This is a genomic window from Asticcacaulis sp. W401b (assembly GCF_046503825.1).
Classification (GTDB): domain Bacteria; phylum Pseudomonadota; class Alphaproteobacteria; order Caulobacterales; family Caulobacteraceae; genus Asticcacaulis.
The window spans coordinates 218934-238591 of record NZ_JBKFEE010000001.1; the positions used below are offsets into that span (position 1 = coordinate 218934).

Here is a 19658-nt window from a genome sequence, read left to right on the forward strand (position 1 = left end):
GCAGGTAGGTAAAGGGCCCAGCAAGCATCGCGCCGCTGCGAACACCCCCGAACCATTTTTTCAACCGATTCGGACGCTTGCGCCCCCGACAGGATTAAGAAAAAAGGTTAATTCCGCCTGAGTAGCTATCCATAGGCTCTTACGTTTTTACAACAGAATTATCGCCGCCAGCCCCAGGAAACTAAAAAATCCGATGCAGTCGGTGACCATGGTCACAAAAATGGGCGACGCCACCGCCGGATCACGGTCCAGCCTCGACAAGGTGAGCGGCACCAGCGTCCCGGCCAGCGCCGCCGCGGTTAGGTTGATCAGCACCGCCAGAGCGATGGTTACCCCCAGCATGGGGTTCTGCCACACCGTTCCGGCGACACAGCCCAGAATGCAGGCGATCACCGCGCCATTGAACCACCCCACCCGCACCTCACGCCAGACGGTGCGCAAGGCGTTGGCCGTGGTCAGTTCGCGCGCCGACAGGGCCCGCACGGAGACGGTCAGGGCCTGCGTGCCGGAATTGCCGCCGATAGAGGCCACCATGGGCATCAGCACGGCCAGCGCCACCAGCTTTTCGATTTCGCTCTGGAACATGCCGATCAGCGACGAGGCGACAAAGGCCGTCAACAGGTTGACACACAACCACGGCAGGCGTGAACGCACCACCTCAAACACCGTGGAGTCACGCCCCTCCTCATCGGACACACCGGCCAGAGCCAGAATGTCTTCGCGGTTTTCTTCCTGAATGATGTTCACGATGTCATCGACGGTGATCTGACCGACCAGCCGCCCGCCCTGATCGACGACCGGGGCCGAAATCAGGTGATATTTTTCAAAGATATAGGCCACCTCTTCCTGATCCATATGGACCTCGATCTCGGTGATCGGTTCCATAATGGCCGACAGACGAACTTCGCGCGGCGTGCGCATCAGCAGCGACACAGGCAGCGCGCCGATAGGCTTATGCGTCGGCGAAATCACATAGACATCAAAGAAGAGTTCCGGCAGGTCCGCCCCGTGTGCGCGCATATGATCAATGGCGTCGCCGACATTCCAGAAGTCGGGCGCCGCCACGACTTCACGCTGCATCAGGCGACCGGCGGTCTCTTCCTCGAAGGCCAGAGACGTGACCATGGCCTCACGGTCTTCGGGGTCCATGGCCGCCAGAACCGCCTGCTGCTGCTCGGCCTCCATGTCTTCGAACACGGCCGCCGCATCGTCAGAATCAAGTTCCTGAAGCACTTCGGCCAGATCGACCGGACGCAGGTTCTCGACGATCTCCTCACGGATACCGTCATCCAGTTCCGGCAGCACCTCCGGCAGGGCATCAGCGGGAATCCAGGGAATGACCTGTTCGCGGTAATCTTCGGACAGGAAGCCCAGCAGATCGGCGACATCGGCCGGGTGCAGGGCGTCCAGAAGATCACGCAGACGCAGACCGTCATTGCGATCGGCAGCGTCGATAACGAGCTGAATATATTCCGGATTAAGGGCGTAATCGTCTTGAAGCGCGAAGTCTTCGATCTGTTCCGGAGTGATCAGTTCGGGACGCTCATCCGCCTCCGCCGTTTCGCGCGCCACGGCGTCGGCCAGCGCCTTCAGCGACCCGCGTAACTCATCGGGCGGCGTCGCCAGGGTATCGAGTTCAGGTTCGGGCTTTTGTGACAACTCTCCCCCTCCCTGTTCATCGCGATATCCCCTTGGGCATACATCTTTTCACGGAGCCAGACACTGGGCCGAATCCCTAGGGATTGCAACCAGTTTCGCCGGCAATCAGACACAAAAAAAGGTCTTGAGGTTTGCGCCTCAAAACCTTTTTTTGACCCGGATGGTGCGGTCGAGAAGACTCGAACTTCCACGCCTTGCGGCACAGCGACCTCAACGCTGCGCGTCTACCAATTCCGCCACGACCGCACGCATCAGGAGGCGCGCCACTTAGCAAGCCTTGGCGGCTTTGTGAAGCGGCAAATGCGCATTATCCCCGGATTTTGCCAAAAAAGCGTGCGAAGCAATCCACACGGCGGCGTATCGCCTATCGCTTCGCGGCCATGGCGTGCGCCATCTGCCCTTCCAGCCAGTGATCAATCTTCGCGTAAATCTGCGCAACCGAGGCATTTCCGGCCTTTTGGTTGACGTCCCTAAGGCGGCGCGCACGCAGTCGCAGCCGGTACAGCAGGATCACAGACTGGGATTGCCGAAGGTTCATGCGCTTCCGTGCGCCAGTCGCAGCGAATAGGCGGTTGTCAGCAGAATGACCAGCAAGCCGACCAGCGCCAGGTCCGTCCGCAGCGTCTCCACCGAAAACAGCGAAACGCGGTCCTCACCCTCATCGTTCAGACTATAGGCCGCCACAACCACAATATAACCAACCAGCCCCACAACCGCCGGCAGCAGGGCCCAGCCCGTAATGATAGCCGCCACGGCCAGACCTTCGGTCAGAAAGGCCATGCCCAGCCCCAGACGCTCATAGCGCGCGAAAAAGTCGTCCGTACCCCGCGTGGCCTTGCGCAGGCGCATCAGCTTCTCGACCGTCCCTAAAATAAAGACGAGAACCGCCGCGCCACAAACCGTCAGGTAGGGCATGTCCGGGTGCACAGGAGACGAGACGGAGGTAATCATTGGCATAACGACGAACGGATTACCGGGACTTACCGTGTGGTCAGCAAAATGTTAATCTGTTTTACTGGGAAAATGTAAATTTTAAAAATGAGTGTCCGTTTAGATACGTCGCAGTGTCCGGACACTATGCTGAAATGTGTCAGCACAGAAATGGTGACCCCTGCAGGACTCGAACCTGCGACCTCTGCTTTAGGAAAGCCTTGCTCTATCCGGCTGAGCTAAGGGGCCACGCGCGTCGGGTTTAGCACGCAGCCCGCGCCTTTGAGAAGCCGTTTCAAACCCTGCCTGGCCTAAAAACCTGTGTGAGAACGCAACCGACTCGACTCAAAGCGCGACTCAGCGCATTCAGCGAGTTAGATATGGTTAATGCGCTATTGGGCTACCATATCTGGTATAGAACAAATCAGGCATCGCGCGATGTCACTGATTCGGTCATGATTCGTTTTCATGGTGTTCACGGCGTTGGACTCCAGCCGTTAACCTCTGAATTTACGCGCTTTCGACACCGTCTTGTGCCTTTCCAAGGGCGCTTTAAGCGTCTAAAACGGCTGCGTGCCCGATCGTTCTCCCCCCATTACCACCTTCACCGACCCAAACGCGGACTCGCGGCTGGTGGCCGTTTTAGGGCCGACCAATACCGGCAAGACCCATTATGCCCTTGAACGGATGCTGGCCCATGCCACCGGCATGATCGGCCTGCCCCTGCGGCTTCTGGCGCGGGAAGTCTATGACCGCGTGGTGAAGGAAAAGGGCGTCAATGCCGTGGCCCTGATCACCGGCGAAGAGAAGATCATCCCGCGCCTGCCCTCCTACTTCATCTGCACGGTCGAGGCCATGCCGCTGGAGCGGCGCGTCGATTTTCTGGCCGTCGATGAGATCCAGCTATGCGCCGATACCGAGCGCGGCCACGTCTTCACCGACCGGCTTTTGCATGCGCGCGGGCGCTACGAGACGCTGTTCATGGGGGCGGCAACCTTTGCGCCCCTGTTCCGTTCGCTGTTTCCCCATGCCGAGGTGCAGTTCCGTGAGCGCCTGTCGCAACTGAGCTATGCCGGGTCAAAGAAGCTGACCCGCCTGCCCAAGCGCACGGCCATCGTCGCCTTTTCGACCGAGCAGGTCTATGCCATTGCCGAGCTGATCCGGCGTCAACGCGGTGGGGCGGCCGTAGTGATGGGCAGCCTGAGCCCCAAGACGCGCAACGCCCAGGTCGATCTGTTCCAGCGCGGCGAAGTCGATTTTCTGGTCGCCACCGACGCCATCGGCATGGGGCTCAACATGGATATCGACCATGTGGCCTTTGCGGGCCTGTCGAAATTCGATGGCCGGCGCACGCGGGCCCTGACGGCGCAGGAGGCCGCACAGATCGCCGGGCGCGCCGGACGCAACCGCCGAGAAGGCACGTTTGGGGTCACCGGTGATGCCGATGAGATGGACGACGACCTGATCGCGGCCATTGAAAACCACCGCTTCCTTAGCCTGACGGCGGCGCAATGGCGCAATCACGAACTGGATTTTTCGTCGCTCTGCAACCTGCTGCGCAGCCTGACGCGGCCTTCGCCCGCCCCGGCATTGCAATTGGCACGCGAAGCGCTGGATGAGAAGGTGCTGCGCCATCTGAGTGCCGAAGAGGACATCGCGCAAAAGGTACGCAATCCGGTCAGTCTCCGCATCCTGTGGGAGGTGTGTCAGCTTCCTGATTTCCGCAAGGTATCGCTGGACGAACACCTCAAGACGGTCGGTTTCCTCTTCTGGTCGCGCCACCGCCCTGACGGGTTTGTGCCGCACGACTGGTTCGATGAGCAGTTGAGCCACCTCGACCGCATGGATGGCGATATCGACACCCTGTCGGGGCGGTTGTCGGGGGTACGCACCCTGTCCTACATCGCCAATCGCACCGGCTGGCTGAAGGCGGCGGAGCATTGGCGCGAAGCGACGCGCGATTTGGAGGCACGCCTCTCCGACCGGCTGCATGAAGCCCTGATGCAGCGCTTCGTCGATCAGCGCACCAGTGCGCTGTTGAAGGCGCTCAATGCCTTTGAAGCCCCTAAGCCGGAGATTATGGACAATGGCGACGTCTTACTCGAAGGCCAGCGCGTGGGACAGCTTAAGGGGTTGAACTTCGTGCAGGCGACCGGTGAAAGCCTGATTGAGGACAAGACGATCCGTCAGGCAGCGCACCGCGCGGTGACGCCCCTGATCCGCGAGCGGCTGCACGCCCTGGCACAGACACCGTCCAAGGCCCTGCGCCTCAAAGGCAAGCAGGTTCTGTGGCAGGGCGAAACGGTCGGTCATATCGCCCCGTCAGATTACTTCAACCCGGTCATCCGTCTGGAATGTCAGTCCGATCAGGCGGCGCTGGAAGACCGCGCGCGCAAACGGCTGACCGATTTTGTGCGGCAGCAGGCTCTGCATCAGTTGAAACCCCTGCACCGGGTCTATGAAGCCGCCCACAATGAAGCGACCCCCGCCGCCGTGCGTGCCGTGGCATGGCAGATCTATGAAAACGGCGGCGTGACCTTGCGTGGGGAAGACAAGCTGACGGCGGATGAGCGCAAATTGCTGAAAGGGCTGGGCATACACGGCAATCGCTTCGTCTGGCGTTTGCCGAAGTTATCACCACGGTTGATGCAGGCTTTTGGTGGGGCGAAGGACCATCCGCAACGCGCCCTCAGCCTCAAGGGGCTGGTGGCCATTGCCGGGCATAAACCTGTCCGACTCAAGACGCTGGATGCGCTGGACAAGGCCCTGAGCGAAGGCGTGTGGCACAAGGGGGTGATCTATCTCAAGCCCGGCGCCACCGAGGGGCTTAATGATAAACTGATGGCCGCGCTGGGCTTTGCCAAGGCCGGGACGCATCGCTTCGGCGAAGGGGACGCTGCCGCGGATTATCAGGGCTGGCGCAGCAAATCCGGCACGCCCAAAAAAGCCAAAGAACAGGCGCCCTTCGTCAACCCCTATTCACCCTTTGCGGTGCTGCGCGGCGGTTGACAAACCTTGCCATAGGCCGCACCCTCCTGCCCAAGGAGTGCAGCCATGGCGACCATGAACATATCCCTGCCCGAACAGATGAAATCATGGGCGGAATCGCAGGCGGACACCGGTCGTTATGCCAACACCAGCGACTATGTGCGCGACCTCATTCGCCGGGATCAGGAGCGGGCCGAAAAGATCGCCGCCTTGCAGGCAAAGATCGACGAAGGCCTGTCCAGCGGTATCAGTCCCCACACAGTTGACGATATTCTCGACAGGGCCCGCAAACGGGCGGCGGACCTCGGGTTCGATAAGCCGTGACTTACCGGCTGACGTCCGCCGCTGAAATGGACCTGATCCAGCTATATCTGTTCGGTCGCGAGCGGTTCGGCTTTCAGCAAGCGGAGTCCTATTATGCCGATCTCAACTACACTTTCGGCCTGCTGGCGGACTATCCGGGCATGGGACGCTTGAGAAAAGAGCTGAGCCCACCGATGCGCACGCTTCCTTTCAGGTCGCATGTCATCTTCTATCAGGTTGAGGGGGAGGGGCTGCTCATCGTGCGTGTCCGGCACGCTTCGGAAGACTGGAACGAATTCGACCTCTGATCACAGCCCCAGAAACGACAGCATGATAAAGGCACAGAACAGCACAAAATGTGTGGTGCCCTCAATGGCGTTGGTCTGACCGTCATTGAGGTTGATCGCTGCCACCAGCAGGGTCAGGGCCGTCATGATGCTCTGTGTCGGTGTCAGGGCCATGTGGATCTTCTGATCGTTGAACAGCGAGATCAACTCGATCACGGGCACGGTCAGGACCACGGTCGAGAGCGAGGCCCCCAGCGCGATATTGATCACCGGCTGCATGCGGTTGGCCAGCGCAGCGCGCAAGGCCGTCAGGATTTCAGGACTGGCCGAAATGGCCGCCACCACCAGCGCCGGAAAGACCGGCGGGATGCCGGTGCCTTCGAGGCCGGTGCCGAGAGTCTTCGACATGACCTCGGCCAGTACGCCAATCAGCACCAGACCCACGACGAGGATGGCCGCCGAATAGGCCGTCTTGCCACCGTGCGTATGGTGTTCATCGCCTGTCCCGGCATAGGTATAGCTGAAGAAATAGCTGTGCTTCGTGGTCTGAAGGCGCAGAAACATGGCGTAGAGGAAGACCATGATGCCGATGGAAAACACCGAATAGGCCTTCCAGTGCGCCACCGGGATAAATTCGGGCACCAGCATGGAGACGCCCATACCGGTCATGATCATGACGATATAGGTCTTGCCCGAGGCATCATTATAGGGCTGCTCACCGTGTTTGAGGCCACCCAGAATGGCCGCCACACCGATAATGCCGTTGATGTCGAGCATCACCGCCGAATAGATGGTGTCACGCGCCAGCGTTGGGTTGTGTGAGTGGCCCAGCATGATGGCGAGGATGACCACCTCAACCAATACGGCCGACAGGGTGAGGATCATGGTGCCATAGGGTTCGCCGACCTTTTCGGCCAGCACCTCGGCGTGGTGCGCCACGCGCAACGACACCAGAATGATCACCCCGATCAGGGCGATAGACGCGATCAGGGCCACGCTCTGACCGGAGCCGACAAGGCTGTGTTCCAGCGGAATGGCAATCGCCGCCACGATCAGCGCGATCAGCAGATTACCTTCTGACTTCAACAGGCTTGTCACAACGAATCCCCTGGTGTTGAGCGTAAAACAATCGATTGCTGACCTGCGACATCGGCGCAAAATATGCAATGCTTTTTGCAATCGCAGGGTTAGAATGGGGGATGGATTCTGCCTCTGAAACCTGCCGTATTGATGTCTGGCTGTGGCGCGCCCGCTTTTTCAAGACGCGCGCCCTGTCGGCGAAGTTCGCCGAAAGCGGCCTTTTGCGGCTGGAACGCTTCGGCCAGACCGCTCGCATTCAGAAGGCCAGCCACACAGTCCGAATTGGCGACCGGCTGACATTCGCCATCGGGGCGCGGCTGGTTGATGTGCACGTGCTCGACATGGGGGAACGTCGCGGCCCGGCCAGCGAAGCGCAGGGCCTCTATGAACCCTGCGAATAGGTTTCACTCTCAGGCGCAAAGCATAGGCTTAAGCCAAAGCCCTTGGGCGGTTTAGTAAAAATCGCGGTTGGTGTGCGGCTAAAGCCTTGACAGTGCGCGCCGCAAAAGTCATGACCCCCAAACACTTTACAGACCCTGTTTTGTGGCACCTATCCCCACTAAAGGCACCTGAGTTCCATGACCTATATCGTCACCGATCCCTGCGTTAAGTGCAAGTTTATGGACTGCGTCGAAGTCTGTCCGGTGGACTGCTTCTATGAGGGTGAAAACTTCCTGGTTATCAATCCGGATGAGTGCATCGACTGCGGCGTCTGTGAGCCGGAATGCCCCGTGGACGCCATCAAGCCGGATACCGAGGATGAGCCGGATGGCAAGTGGCTGGAGGTCAACTCCAAATACGCCCGCGTCTGGCCCAACATCTCGGTCAAGGGCACGCCGCCCGCTGACCGCGAGGATTTCGAGCGCGAAACCGGTAAGTTCGAGAAATACTTCTCCGAAAAGCCGGGTGACGGCAAATAAAAGATGAAGAGCGCCGCATCGGGCGCTCTTTTTGTATCTGAGGCAGCACCATCGTCTCTCTTGACTCTGTCAAATATATCAAATAATCATGATATATGGATAAAAAGCAAACCCTCGATGCCCTTGCCGCGCTCAGTCAGGAAACACGCCTCGATGTCTTCCGTCTGCTGGTGCAGGTGGGGCGTCAGGGCCTGCCCGCAGGTGAAATCGGCGACCGTCTGGAGGTACGTCAGAACACCATGTCTGCCAATCTGGCCATATTGACTCAGGCGGGCCTGATCCACAGCGTGCGCGAGGGACGCAGTATTCGCTACTTCGCCGATATGGATGGCGTCAGCGGGCTTTTGGGGTTTCTGATGGAAAACTGTTGCGGCGGCGCGCCCGAACTGTGTCAGCCTGTGATCGCCAAACTCACCTGTGCGTGCTGAGGGGCGACGCATGGAGATGGCTTTACGCAAATTAGCGGCTGAGGCACTGGGCACCGCCTGGCTACTGGCGATTGTGGTCGGGTCGGGCCTCATGGGCGAGGCTTTGTCAGGCGGCAACTCTGCCCTGGCACTTATGGCGAATGCGCTGGCAACGGGGGCAGGCCTGATCGTACTGATCAGCCTGTTCGGGCCGCTGTCCGGCGCGCACTTCAACCCGCTGGTGACGTTGGCTTTTATGATTCGCGGCGACATCAAACCGGCTCTGGCAGCAGCCTATATGGTCGCGCAATTCGCCGGAGCGGTCATCGGCGTCGGGATCGCCCACGCCATGTTCGGCGAGGCCCTGATACAGTCGGCGACCCGACTGCGCGACGGTTCCGGCCTTATGCTGTCTGAAGCCGTAGCCACCTTTGGCCTGATCGGTACAATTTTCGGCTGCCTGCGCTTTAGGCCCGATTTTACCCCCCCCGCCATAGGCCTTTACATCACCTCAGCCTACTGGTTCACAAGCTCTACCTCATTTGCTAACCCCGCCGTGACGGTGGCGCGCAGCCTGACCGACAGCTTCGCGGGCATCGCCCTCGCCTCCGTGCCCGGTTTTATCGCGGCTCAAAGCGCAGGCGCCGCTATGGCCATCCTCGGTTTTGGCTGGTTGCTAAAGTCGTCCCCAGCCCAGATTTCCCAAGAGAGCAAAACCACCCCAGAGAGGATGGCCTCATGACCGTCACCATCTATCACAATCCCGACTGCGGCACGTCGCGCAACGTCCTCGCCGTCATCGAAGCGGCGGGCTATACACCTCACGTCATTCCCTATCTCAGCGTCGGCTGGCAGCGCGAACCGTTGCTGACCCTGTTTGCTGAAGCCGGTCTGACGCCGCGTCAGGCCCTGCGCGAACACAAGTCACCGGCGGCCGAACTGGGCCTGCTGGAGCCCGGCGTCAGTGATGAAGACCTGATCGAGGCCATGCTGGCCCATCCGATACTGGTCAATCGACCCTTCGTCGTGACACCGAAAGGCACGCGGCTGTGCCGGCCTTCGGAAAAGGTGCTTGATCTGCTGGAACGCTGGCCGGACGGGCCCTTCCGCAAGGAGGACGGCGAATTGATGATTGACGCGAGTGGGAATCGCATCGTCGGGTAAAATACAGTAAGCAAGGCACATGACCGTCCCCGACCCTGCCGTCAGTGCCCTCAACACCGCCCTCTTCTGGCTGGACTACGCCGCCGTGGCCCTGTTCGGGGCCTCTGGCGCCATAGCCGCGGCGCGCGGACGGCAGGACATCATTACCTTCACCTTTTTCGCCGCCATTACGGGCGTTGGCGGCGGGACACTGCGTGACCTCCTGATCGGAGCACCGGTGTTCTGGGTCCAAAGGCCGGACTACATCCTGATCTGCGCGCTGGCCGGGCTGGCCGTGTGGATACTGGCTCCGCGCCATGCCTCACCGGGTCCGGATGGCAAGCCCGGAAAGCGGATGCTGGCCATGCTGTGGCTGGACGCCATGGGGCTGGCGGCCTATGCGGTGGTGGGGGCGGCCAAGGCGCTTAACCTCGGCGTCGCGCCTGTGTCCGCCGTGGTCATGGGCGTGCTGACGGCAACCTTTGGCGGGATTATCCGCGACGTGCTGGCCGGAGAGCCCAACCTGTTGCTGCGCCGGGAAATCTATATCACCGCCGCGCTCTTGGGGGCGTCGGTGTTTGTTAGCCTGACCCTGTTTGGCCTGTCCTTCTGGCCGGCGGGCCTCAGCGGATTCGCCGCTGCCCTGGCGCTGCGCGGGGCGGCGATTCACTGGTCGCTGAGCCTGCCCGCCTTCGGCCCGCGCGATCACGACAGCCGTAACAAATCTTCATAATTGTTGCCGCCTGCGACGTGATGCCTCTGCACCACCGCCCCCGCCCCTATACTTTCATCCACAAGCTTTTTGAACGCGCCCCCTCCCCGCTCGGAAATTTGCCATGCCCAAAATCCTGATGAAACAGGAAATATCGTCATTTAAAATTAAACACAGGCCCATTTTGATTGAAAACGATGCAAAAATTCGCTGTTTCAGGAAGTGTAAGCGCGGATGACCACCGGATTTACCACACCCGTCCATTTGCAAGATGCAGATACACTTGGTGTCTGACCTCAACCCTGCGCCGCGCATCACGGCGACGCTTTCCTGACAGCCGGACTTTATTTTTGTGTAATTTTATGATAGACATGATTTCACTGATGCAAAGGCGCGCGTCGCGTTCCACCGGCATCTCCCTATATTCACCTAAAATGCCGCCTGCGCTCTCCCGCACATCCGGCATCTTCGACAAAGGTCGGATGACAGGCTTGTCTTAGTCCATTCATACATAGCAGCGATGCCCCTAAGCCAATCAAGGGACGTCGTTGTTTTTTTGCGTCTGCGTCTTCCGGCCTCCTCCCTGATCGCCGGTCAGCCGTAGGCGTCGTGTGAACGGATTAGCTCAGCGCCTGACCTTCGGCCTCATTCAAACAGAAAGAGGACCGCAATGACGACTGTTGCAGCAGAACTCGAATTCAAAACGGGCGACAAGGTTGTGTATCCGGCGCATGGCGTCGGCACCGTGGCCGCCGTCGAGAGCCAGGAAGTGGCCGGCTATCAGCTCGAAGTCTATGTCGTCACCTTCGACCACGAGAAGATGACCCTGCGCGTCCCGACCAAGAAAGCCAAGACGGCCGGTCTGCGCCACCTCGCCCCCGCCGCCGTCATGTCGCAGGCGCTGGTCACGCTGAAAGGCCGTGCCCGCGTGAAGCGCACCATGTGGTCGCGCCGTGCTCAGGAATACGAAGCCAAGATCAATTCGGGCGACCTCGTCTCGATCGCCGAAGTGGTGCGCGACCTGCACCGCGCCGAAAATCAGCCGGAGCAGTCCTATTCCGAGCGTCAGCTTTACGAATCGGCTCTGGACCGCATGGCCCGCGAAGTCGCCGCCATCGAAAAGATCGACCGCGACGCCGCCGTGGCCCTGCTCAACAAGTCGCTGATCAAGGCGGCCTGATTTTGGGCGACAGCCTCAAAGACAACCCCGGAGAGCGATCTCCGGGGTTTCTTGCATTCAGGCCAGAGTCCGCAGGCTCGGTTCGCGGTCGAAATAGCGCTGCGCCGCCGCAGCGATAAAGCCGTCGGCCTCCACCACGCCCGAGTCCGGCACCACGCCCGCCTTGTCGAGCAGGGGCTGAGCTTCCGGCGTGTGGCCGATGGCCTTCAGGTGCCCAAAGGCGTTCATCACCCATTCGACCGAGGCCGCTTCTTTGAGGTGGCGCTGCGTCCCCGCCTCCGACAGCAGGACAAACACCGCATCGAACAGTTGCGACGGCGCGCCCAGCAATTGCCCGTCGGCATCGGCCAGACTGCCATCCGATAGCGGTATACCGTGGATCTGCACCCCAACCACGAAGGGCGTCGCGCCCGCCGCCGTGATGTCGGCCTTGAGCTGGCGTAAAACCGCTGCGTCGCTATCCTTGCAGATCAGGATACCCACCTTGCGCCCTTGCAGGGTCGGCTTCAGGTTCTTCTGGATAGACAAAGCGTCGGACGGTGCTAGGTCGATGGGTTCACGCGCCGCATGCGCTGCGTCAGGCAGGTCGATCCCCAGCCCCGCCGCCACGCGCGCCGCCAGCTCGTCATCGACATTGCGCAGATTGGCCACCATCCTTGGCGCGACGCCCCGCAGAGTGACCTTCGACAGTTCAAACACGAAGGCCGAAGCGATATGCGCCCGCTCCGACTCCGTCTGCGATTTCCAGAACAGGCGCGCCTGCGAATAGTGATCGGCAAACAGCTCCGGCCGCACGCGCAGCTTGTCACCCTGCTCGTTCGCCCCGTCCTGAGCCGGGATCGTCGTGAACCCGGTCACCGGGCATTCACGCGGCCCGCCATCTTCGCCGTGTGCCCCCAGACTGTTGGGCTCATAGTTGGCGCGCCCCTTGGGCACCTGCATCTGCATGTGGCCATCGCGCTGGAAGTTCTGGAAGGGGCACTTCGGCGCATTGATCGGCAACTGGTGGAAGTTGGTGCTGCCCAGCCGCTTGAGCTGCGTATCGAGGTAGGAAAACAACCGCCCCTGCAACAGCGGATCGTTGCTGAAGTCAATGCCGGGGACGATGTTGGCCGGGCAATAGGCCACCTGCTCCACCTCGGCAAAGAAGTTGTCCGGGTTGCGGTCAAGCACCATGCGCCCGACTATGGTCACCGGCACCACCTCTTCCGGGATGATCTTGGTGGCGTCGAGCACATCATAGGGCAGGCTGTCGGCCAGCGCCTGATCGAACAGTTGCACCCCCAGTTCCCATTCAGGGAAGGCCCCGCTGTCGATGGCCTCATAGAGGTCGCGGCGGTGGAAGTCGTTATCAGCGGCCTGAATCTTCAGCGATTCGTCCCACACCAGCGATTGCAGCCCCAGCTTCGGCTTCCAGTGAAATTTGACGAAGGTGGACTTCCCCTCGGCATTGAGGAAGCGGAAGGTGTGGATGCCGAACGCTTCCATGGTGCGAAAGGCGCGCGGCAGGGTGCGATCAGACATCGCCCACATCAGCATGTGCGTCGATTCCGGCATCAGCGACACGAAGTCCCAGAAGGTGTCGTGCGCCGAAGCCGCCTGCGGATAGCCCCGGTCGGCCTCCATCTTCACCGCGTGCACAAGGTCAGGAAACTTTATGGCGTCCTGAATGAAGAAGACCGGGATATTGTTCCCCACAAGATCCCAGTTGCCTTCCTGCGTATAGAATTTCACCGCGAAGCCGCGCACATCGCGCGGGGTATCGACGCTGCCCGCTCCGCCGGCGACGGTCGAAAAGCGCACAAAGACCGGCACGCGCTCGCCCACCCGCTGGAACAGATCGGCCGTGGTGATGTCGGACAGGGACTGCGTAAGTTCGAAATAGCCGTGGGCCGCCGAACCGCGGGCATGGACGATGCGTTCGGGGATGCGCTCATGGTCGAAATGAAAGATTTTTTCGCGCAGAACAAAGTCTTCGAGCAGGGTTGGGCCACGCGCCCCGGACTTCAGGCTGTTCTGGTTGTCAGAGACGCGAATCCCCTGATTGGTAGTCAGATGCCCTTGCGGCGTATGCGGACCAGAATGATGGACCTGCTGATGGGTTTCTCCGCCCTGACCGGCGACGGTATCGAACTTCGCGGTGTCGTCCATTTTATCCTCGTGATAGGTGTGACCCGCCGCCGGAAGGACATTTCGGCCTGATGCCATAAAGAGTCACTGCGGATTCACCTGTGGCCGGTTTTCCACAGTAGATGATTTCATTTTTAACCATCTTGCCTGATCACCGCGAGGCAGGTATCAGGGCGCCTCTTTGACCTCACACCGGAGATTTCCGCATGCGCCAGATTAACCGGCCATCCGAACGCAATCTCCCTTCGGGCCTGAAATAGGCCGGAAGGGCCGTTTTCGCTTTCCCGTTCCCAACCTACAGAAGGACCCCGCGCATGAACCTGCGCGGGCGTGTAAGGTCATGTCCTCGTCTCAATATGTGCGCTTTGTGACGCCGCTGATCCATCCGTGGAGCGGCGTCGAAAGCGGTTTCTTTCAAGCGTCGTGGTATCTGTATCGCAACGGCGCGCCGCGCTGGATTACCGACGAACTGTCTGAGCAGTTCGACTGGTACAACCGCTATCTGGCAGTGCCCGACCGAATCGGCCGTCACTTCAAGCGGCGGCGGTCAATCTGGGGCATCTGCTGGTTCGATCCGAAGGCGCTTGAAGCCATTGAGCGGGCGCGCTACTGCGCCTGGCTTATTGGCGAAGGTGGCCTGCCGGTGCGTGACATCAAGGCGCGCATCGCCAAGGAAATCATCTGGCGCGATTCCCAGCAGATCGTCGTCAAGCCGATGTCAGACCTGCCGAAGGCTTTCGCCTGAACACGGGGTTTTTCCGCTTGACGCTGTGGCTGGCTTTGCCTATAGAACGCGCCTCTTGCGCTGCCGTTGAAAGGCCGCGCCCTGTCTATTGTTTCTAACGAAGGTGGATATCATGTCGCGTCGTTGCGAACTCACCGGTGTCGGCCCGATGGTCGGCCATTCCGTGAGCCACTCAAACATCAAGACGAAGCGTCGCTTCCTGCCCTCGCTTCGTGAAACCGCGCTTCAATCCGAAGCTCTGGGTCAATCCTTCCGTCTGAAGATCTCCAACGCCGCCCTGCGCACGCTGGACTTCAAGGGCGGTCTGGACGCCTTCCTCGTCAAGGCTGACGATACCGAACTGTCTCTGCGCGCCCGTCGCCTGAAGAAGCAGATCAAGGCGAAGCTGGCTGAGAAGGCTGCGGCCTAATCTTTTAGGCATAAACCGAACACGCGAAAAACCCCGAGGCTCCGGCTTCGGGGTTTTTTGTTGCCTGAAAATGCGCGGCATGAAGATACCAACGGCCGAAGATTCTGACCGCATCCGGCCGTCGAAAAAAACAAGACCGTCTCATATGTATCAGCAACATGAGACGGTCTCGAATGGAATACCAAGAGTCATTTTCAATGACTCTTGGTATGACTGATTTCTGAAATCGCGCAGTCGAAGCGACATATGCCCGGCACAAAGGCCCTTACACAAGGAGCCCTTTATGCCTGACCTGCACAGTCTCAACATCTTCACCCACGTCCTGAGCGCCAGCGCCGCCCTGCTGACCGGGCTATTCATTCTGGGCCGCCGCAAAGGTGATCGCCTGCATCGACTCAGCGGCCGCCTGATGCTGGGGCTGACGGGCCTGTCGGTTGCCGCCGCCCTGATCGGGGCGTTCCTGTTTCGTGGCAAGCTGGATCTGGTAGGCGTGAGTGTGCTGGTCGCGTATCAGCTATGGAGCGGGCCACGCGCCCTGCGCTTGCAGGACCGGGGCCGTACGTGGCCGGACATGGTTCCCGCGCTCGCCCTGCTGGGAGGAGGCATTGGCCTGTTCTGGTACATTCGTCACGGTGGGGCCGTGCATTGGTCCCACGCCCTCGTCAACGGGGCGATGGGAGGTATGATCTTTTATGGCGGTTGGGATGTCGGGCGCGCCCTCCTGCCTCAAAGCTGGCGTAGATGGCTGAACCCAGCTGAGCACGCTTTCAAGATGACAGGACTAACCGGCGCCCTGCTGTCGGTTGCCGCAGGCACACTGCTGGGCAATACCTATTGGCCGCTGGGCGTATCCGCCGTGTTCGGCATCGTCTCACTGGTCTTCGCCTTCAGGGCAGCACGGAAGGCACTGGGCGTTACGCCTTCCGAGGCCTTGAACGCGCGATTGAAGGCTGACAGCGAATTGTAACCCACGCTGAGCGCCAGTTCGAGAATAGTACCCTCTGCCTTTGCCCGCGCCTTGAACGATTCGATGCGCCAGCGGTTGAGATATCGGCTGAAATGCTCCTCACCTTCGCCGGCGTGAATAACCCGGCGCAGGTGGTGTTCGGCCACGCCGAGCCGCTGCGCCAGCCGCGACAGGGTGAGGTTGGGGTCGGCATAGGCTTCGGCCATTTCGGTGCGCACCCGTTGCAGCAGGCGTGTTTCGGCCACGTTCAGGACTGAGCGCTGCGGCGTCAGGGTGCGTTTAAGTTCGCCGCCAAAGGCCGCGGTCGCCAGACACAGACAGAGCGTGAGAAAGGCACCGACAGTGGCCGCCGGAGCAGACCCGCCCAGAATCGAGGCTACGGCAACACCGGCACCCAGCAAAGTCCCAATGGCCAGCAGGGCATAGCTGGCGCGGCGCCGCGCGTTGAGCAGGTCGCCGGGCAAGCGCCGCCACAGGCGTACAGGCAGTTCAAAAAAGAGATAGAGACTGACGACATCCCAGACGAGTTGCAGGGCTGAAAAGACATGTCCGATACCTGACAATCCCACCAGCAACACCAGAAGCGCCGCATCGACCTTCAGCGGGCGCGGCGTCAGCTCCAGACCCAAACCCACGGCGCGGTTGAATACCAGAGGTCCGGTCGCGATGATGGGCACCAAGGGCTTCAGCGCTTCCGGAAAAGCAGCGTGTAGAAAATAGAGCGCCCCCAGACACAGGGCGGCTGCCATCTCGCGGCGTCCCGGCAAAGCAGTTTGCCGCCAGACCAGAACAGCCAGCATAATCTGGGCGGAAGCGGTTGCCGGGGCGATCAGCGTAAGCATCAGGGCCGATAATCGAACATCAGCAGGTGGGTCGGGTCATTGTCCCCGATAGGATCGCTGATCAGATAAAGCCGGTAACCGTCGCGCGTTTTCACCGCCGACACGCCCTCATAATTGTCGATAGGCAGGGGCGGTTCGATTCGCAGGATCGTATCGACCAGCTTGAGGCGATTTCCTTCCAGCCGCAAAACACGCAGGACATTGCGCGCCCCCACCACGGGCAGATAGAAGCGATAGAGGGCCAGCATCTCATCGGGTTTGGCCGGGTCGAGCGGGGCCAGAGACACCAGCTTGTACGTGAAGCCCGGCGTGGTCGGCCCGGTAAGCGTCTCGCATCTGTAGGTATCGAGTGCGCACTTCCAAAAACCGCCGACCTCGGCACCCAGAATCAGCGACGCCTCACCCTTTGCAGACAGGTGCAGCGTGACGGCCTCAAGCCCTTCATTCGACGGCAGGGCGGGCAGGCCGGTCAGCGGCAGACGCTCCCCCGGCCCGCCCAGATCGGGGCCATAGCGCATGACGCGCGCATCGCCTTCAAACGAGACATAGACCGTGCCGTCGCGCGGATCGAGGGCCATATCTTCGGCATCCGACAGCGACTTGTTGCCAAAGGGCTTGCCGTCGGCTGCGCGCAACATCTCCACGCTCAGCGGGCCCTCTGTGCCGCGCACCGGCAGGGTGAAGCGCGCCCGGCTGCCGTAATCGCCAATGGCGTCGATCATAACCCCGTCCTTACCCGGTTTGACGACCAGATCGGACAGGCCGGTTAGCCAGGACGTGCCCTCTCCTTTGACCTCATAGCCGCCGACATAGCGGGCCTTTTGCGCAGGCGCGTCGCTGACCGCCGGCAAGGGCGTGAAGGTGACCCGCGTGCCGCCCTGATAGGGGACGGGACCGGCCACAGCCGTGGTGGTCAGCAGGGCAGAAAGCCACAAAGCCAATCGCATGAGACCTCCGTTTGACCACACCCTGCACAAACCAGAGGCGGACATATCACCGCCGTGCGGCGGCTTTTTCGTCGAACAGCTCGGCCAGCTTTTCGATCAGCGCTCCACCCAGTTGCTCGACATCAATCAGCGTCATGGCCCGGCGGTAATAGCGCGTCACGTCGTGGCCAATGCCGATGGCCGCCAGCTCGACACGCCCGGCCCCTTCGATGTCGGCAATGACCTTACGCAGGTGGTTTTCGAGATAGTGGCCCGAATTGACGCTGAGGGTCGAGTCATCGACCGGCGCGCCGTCGGATATAACCATCAGGATACGGCGCGACTCCGACCGCCCCAGCAGGCGCGTATAGGCCCATTGCAGGGCCTCCCCGTCGATATTCTCTTTCAACAGGCCCTCGCGCATCATCAGGCCGAGATTCTTGTTGGCCCGCCGCCAAGGGTTATCCGCCGCCTTATAGATGATGTGCCTGAGGTCGTTGAGACGCCCTGGCGCCGCCGGCTTGCCTTCGCGCACCCACTGTTCGCGCGACTGCCCGCCCTTCCAGGCCTTGGTGGTGAAGCCCAGAATCTCGACCTTCACGCCGCAACGTTCCAGCGTGCGCGCCAGCACGTCGGCGCAGATGGCCGCGACCATGATCGGCCGCCCGCGCATCGAGCCGGAATTGTCGAGCAGCAGCGTCACCACCGTGTCGCGGAACTCGGTGTCCTTCTCCTGCTTGAACGACAAGGGCGCGCTGGGGTCGATGATCACCCGCGTCAGGCGCGACGCATCAAGCACGCCCTCTTCGAGGTCGAAATTCCACGAGCGGCTCTGCTGCGCCATCAGCCGGCGTTGCAGCCGGTTGGCCAGCCGCGCCACCACGTTCGACAGATTGGCCAGTTGCTGATTGAGAAAGCCGCGCAACCGCTCCAGTTCTTCGGGGTCGCACAGGTCTTCGGCGTTGATGACCTCATCATAGGCCTTGGTAAAGACGTCATAGTCCTTGCGCTCACCACCCGCATTGGGGGTCTGCATCTGGCTGGCCTCGGCGGCCTCGCCATCGACCACCTCATCGGCCGAACCCTCAGCCAGAGACTGAGGATCGCCCGACATCTGGGTGAAGTCCTCGTCACCGGTCTGGGACTGATCGTCGCCGCCGGTGGGTTCCTCTTCCTGCTGCGGCTGCGAATCGTCCTGATCCTCGGCATCCTCTTCGGCCTCAGCCGACGGGTCATTGCCTTCGGATTGCTCGTCCTCGCCTTCGTCGTTCTTTTGCTCTTCGTCTTCCGCGTCCTGAGAGTCGTCTTCCATATCCAGATCACGGATGATGCAACGCGCCCTTTTGGCGAACTCCGCCTGATCATGGATATAAGGCAGCAACTGCTGAAGACGCTCGCCGGTCTTGCTCTCGATATCGCCCCGGAAGAAGTTGATGATGCGCTGGATAATACCGGGGGCCTTGTCCCCCGTCAGGTATTCCCGCGCGATCTGCCCCAGCATCGAGGCCATACCGACCTCGTCCTTGGTCTCCTTTGAGACAAGGCCGCTCTTTTCCAGAGCGCCAACATTGGCAGCATTGAGGTTCAGCCGCACCCCGCCCATGGCGTTCGCCCCGATGGCCTCAAGGCGGGCCTCCTCGAGCGCATCGAAAGCCTCACCACTCTTCTGATCGCGCGGGCGGGCGCGGGCGTGCACCTTGTCGTCATGATGCGCAAAACGCAGAGCCAGACGGTCGGCAATGCCCCGAATCTGCTGCGACTGTTTCGGATTTAAATCGCGCGGCGGATTGGGCAGGACCAGCTTTCGGCCATCCAGACGCGGCCCGTCCGGTCCGAAGACGACTTCGAGTTCGGGGTCTTCCGCCAAAGCGCGCGTCGAATGGATCAGCGCCTTGCGAAACGGATCGGACAGAACGGTAACGGGCTTGGCCATCGAACCTTTTTGCTTCCTAGCACTCCCCCTGATTTCAGGGGGAGGTGGCGCGTAAGCGCCGGAGGGGGTTAAAACGAAGGAATTAACCCCACCACCG

20 protein-coding genes and 2 tRNA genes are annotated in these 19658 nt (G+C 60.8%); 12 read left to right on the top strand and 10 right to left on the bottom strand.

Annotated features, from left to right (window positions below; translation table 11 throughout):
• Positions 1–147: 147 nt before the first annotated feature.
• From mgtE to ACK8OE_RS01000, 5 genes are all read right to left on the bottom strand, one after another.
• Positions 148–1572: a magnesium transporter gene (gene mgtE, locus ACK8OE_RS00980; protein WP_410271583.1), complete on the bottom strand. Its 1425-nt coding sequence runs from the start codon at positions 1570–1572 to the stop codon at positions 148–150.
• Between the two features lie 248 nt (positions 1573–1820).
• Positions 1821–1905: transfer RNA gene (locus tag ACK8OE_RS00985), tRNA-Leu, on the bottom strand.
• 118 nt (positions 1906–2023) lie between these two features.
• Entirely contained in the window at positions 2024–2197 is a 174-nt protein-coding gene (locus ACK8OE_RS00990; protein ID WP_410271020.1) for a hypothetical protein, read from the bottom strand.
• The gene (locus ACK8OE_RS00995; protein WP_410271021.1) at positions 2194–2574 is read right to left on the bottom strand and encodes a hypothetical protein; all 381 of its coding nucleotides are present in this window, start codon (positions 2572–2574) and stop codon (positions 2194–2196) included. Before ACK8OE_RS00995 ends, ACK8OE_RS00990 begins: the two co-directional genes overlap by 4 nt.
• 187 nt (positions 2575–2761) lie before the next feature.
• Positions 2762–2838 (bottom strand) — tRNA-Arg (locus tag ACK8OE_RS01000).
• Between the two features lie 324 nt (positions 2839–3162).
• Here ACK8OE_RS01000 and ACK8OE_RS01005 point away from each other — a divergent pair.
• From ACK8OE_RS01005 to ACK8OE_RS01015, 3 genes are read left to right on the top strand one after another with little or no spacing between them, the layout of a single operon-like run.
• Positions 3163–5598, top strand: coding sequence for a helicase-related protein (locus tag ACK8OE_RS01005; protein ID WP_410271022.1), 2436 nt, complete (start codon positions 3163–3165; stop codon positions 5596–5598).
• A gap of 45 nt (positions 5599–5643) precedes the next feature.
• Positions 5644–5901: a type II toxin-antitoxin system ParD family antitoxin gene (locus ACK8OE_RS01010; protein WP_410271023.1), complete on the top strand. Its 258-nt coding sequence runs from the start codon at positions 5644–5646 to the stop codon at positions 5899–5901.
• Positions 5898–6188: a type II toxin-antitoxin system RelE/ParE family toxin gene (locus ACK8OE_RS01015; protein ID WP_410271024.1), complete on the top strand. Its 291-nt coding sequence runs from the start codon at positions 5898–5900 to the stop codon at positions 6186–6188. The genes ACK8OE_RS01010 and ACK8OE_RS01015 overlap by 4 nt, the downstream gene beginning before the upstream one ends.
• Here the strand turns inward: ACK8OE_RS01015 and ACK8OE_RS01020 are convergent, their stop codons facing one another.
• Positions 6189–7265: a calcium:proton antiporter gene (locus ACK8OE_RS01020; protein ID WP_410271025.1), complete on the bottom strand. Its 1077-nt coding sequence runs from the start codon at positions 7263–7265 to the stop codon at positions 6189–6191.
• Between the two features lie 101 nt (positions 7266–7366).
• On the opposite strand from ACK8OE_RS01020, the gene ACK8OE_RS01025 reads away from it, so the two are divergent.
• The 7 genes from ACK8OE_RS01025 to ACK8OE_RS01055 all read left to right on the top strand — a co-directional run bounded on the left by ACK8OE_RS01025 (position 7367) and on the right by ACK8OE_RS01055 (position 11609).
• Positions 7367–7648, top strand: coding sequence for an RNA-binding S4 domain-containing protein (locus ACK8OE_RS01025; protein WP_410271026.1), 282 nt, complete (start codon positions 7367–7369; stop codon positions 7646–7648).
• A gap of 177 nt (positions 7649–7825) precedes the next feature.
• Positions 7826–8167, top strand: coding sequence for a ferredoxin FdxA (gene fdxA / locus ACK8OE_RS01030; RefSeq protein WP_013478606.1), 342 nt, complete (start codon positions 7826–7828; stop codon positions 8165–8167).
• Positions 8168–8262: 95 nt separating this feature from the next.
• Positions 8263–8595: an ArsR/SmtB family transcription factor gene (locus ACK8OE_RS01035; RefSeq protein WP_410271027.1), complete on the top strand. Its 333-nt coding sequence runs from the start codon at positions 8263–8265 to the stop codon at positions 8593–8595.
• A gap of 10 nt (positions 8596–8605) precedes the next feature.
• Positions 8606–9316 (top strand): aquaporin, encoded by a 711-nt coding sequence (locus ACK8OE_RS01040; RefSeq protein ID WP_410271028.1) that lies wholly within the window; start codon positions 8606–8608, stop codon positions 9314–9316.
• Positions 9313–9738 (top strand): arsenate reductase (glutaredoxin), encoded by a 426-nt coding sequence (gene arsC, locus ACK8OE_RS01045; protein WP_410271029.1) that lies wholly within the window; start codon positions 9313–9315, stop codon positions 9736–9738. The genes ACK8OE_RS01040 and arsC overlap by 4 nt, the downstream gene beginning before the upstream one ends.
• Positions 9739–9757: 19 nt before the next feature.
• Positions 9758–10450: a trimeric intracellular cation channel family protein gene (locus tag ACK8OE_RS01050; RefSeq protein WP_410271030.1), complete on the top strand. Its 693-nt coding sequence runs from the start codon at positions 9758–9760 to the stop codon at positions 10448–10450.
• A 649-nt stretch (positions 10451–11099) separates the two neighbouring features.
• Positions 11100–11609, top strand: coding sequence for a CarD family transcriptional regulator (locus ACK8OE_RS01055; protein WP_013478601.1), 510 nt, complete (start codon positions 11100–11102; stop codon positions 11607–11609).
• 57 nt (positions 11610–11666) lie between these two features.
• Here ACK8OE_RS01055 and ACK8OE_RS01060 read toward each other — a convergent pair whose 3' ends face one another.
• Positions 11667–13760, bottom strand: coding sequence for a catalase (locus ACK8OE_RS01060; protein WP_410271031.1), 2094 nt, complete (start codon positions 13758–13760; stop codon positions 11667–11669).
• A gap of 319 nt (positions 13761–14079) precedes the next feature.
• Between ACK8OE_RS01060 and ACK8OE_RS01065 the strand changes: the two genes are divergently transcribed.
• Together ACK8OE_RS01065 and rpmB are read left to right on the top strand one after the other, a co-directional pair.
• A complete protein-coding gene (locus ACK8OE_RS01065) occupies positions 14080–14484 on the top strand; it encodes a hypothetical protein (RefSeq protein ID WP_272740382.1) in 405 nt (134 codons plus the stop codon).
• A gap of 112 nt (positions 14485–14596) precedes the next feature.
• Entirely contained in the window at positions 14597–14893 is a 297-nt protein-coding gene (rpmB, locus tag ACK8OE_RS01070) for a 50S ribosomal protein L28 (RefSeq protein ID WP_013478599.1), read from the top strand.
• An 831-nt stretch (positions 14894–15724) separates the two neighbouring features.
• On the opposite strand, the gene ACK8OE_RS01075 is transcribed toward rpmB, so the two are convergent.
• The 3 genes from ACK8OE_RS01075 to cobT are packed head-to-tail and all read right to left on the bottom strand — an operon-like array spanning position 15725 to position 19561.
• Entirely contained in the window at positions 15725–16702 is a 978-nt protein-coding gene (locus ACK8OE_RS01075; protein WP_410271032.1) for a helix-turn-helix transcriptional regulator, read from the bottom strand.
• On the bottom strand, positions 16702–17649 hold the full coding sequence (locus tag ACK8OE_RS01080; RefSeq protein WP_410271033.1) for an esterase-like activity of phytase family protein: 948 nt from the start codon (positions 17647–17649) through the stop codon (positions 16702–16704). The genes ACK8OE_RS01075 and ACK8OE_RS01080 overlap by 1 nt, the downstream gene beginning before the upstream one ends.
• Before the next feature lie 46 nt (positions 17650–17695).
• Entirely contained in the window at positions 17696–19561 is a 1866-nt protein-coding gene (gene cobT / locus ACK8OE_RS01085; RefSeq protein WP_410271034.1) for a cobaltochelatase subunit CobT, read from the bottom strand.
• Between the last annotated feature and the right edge of the window lie 97 nt (positions 19562–19658).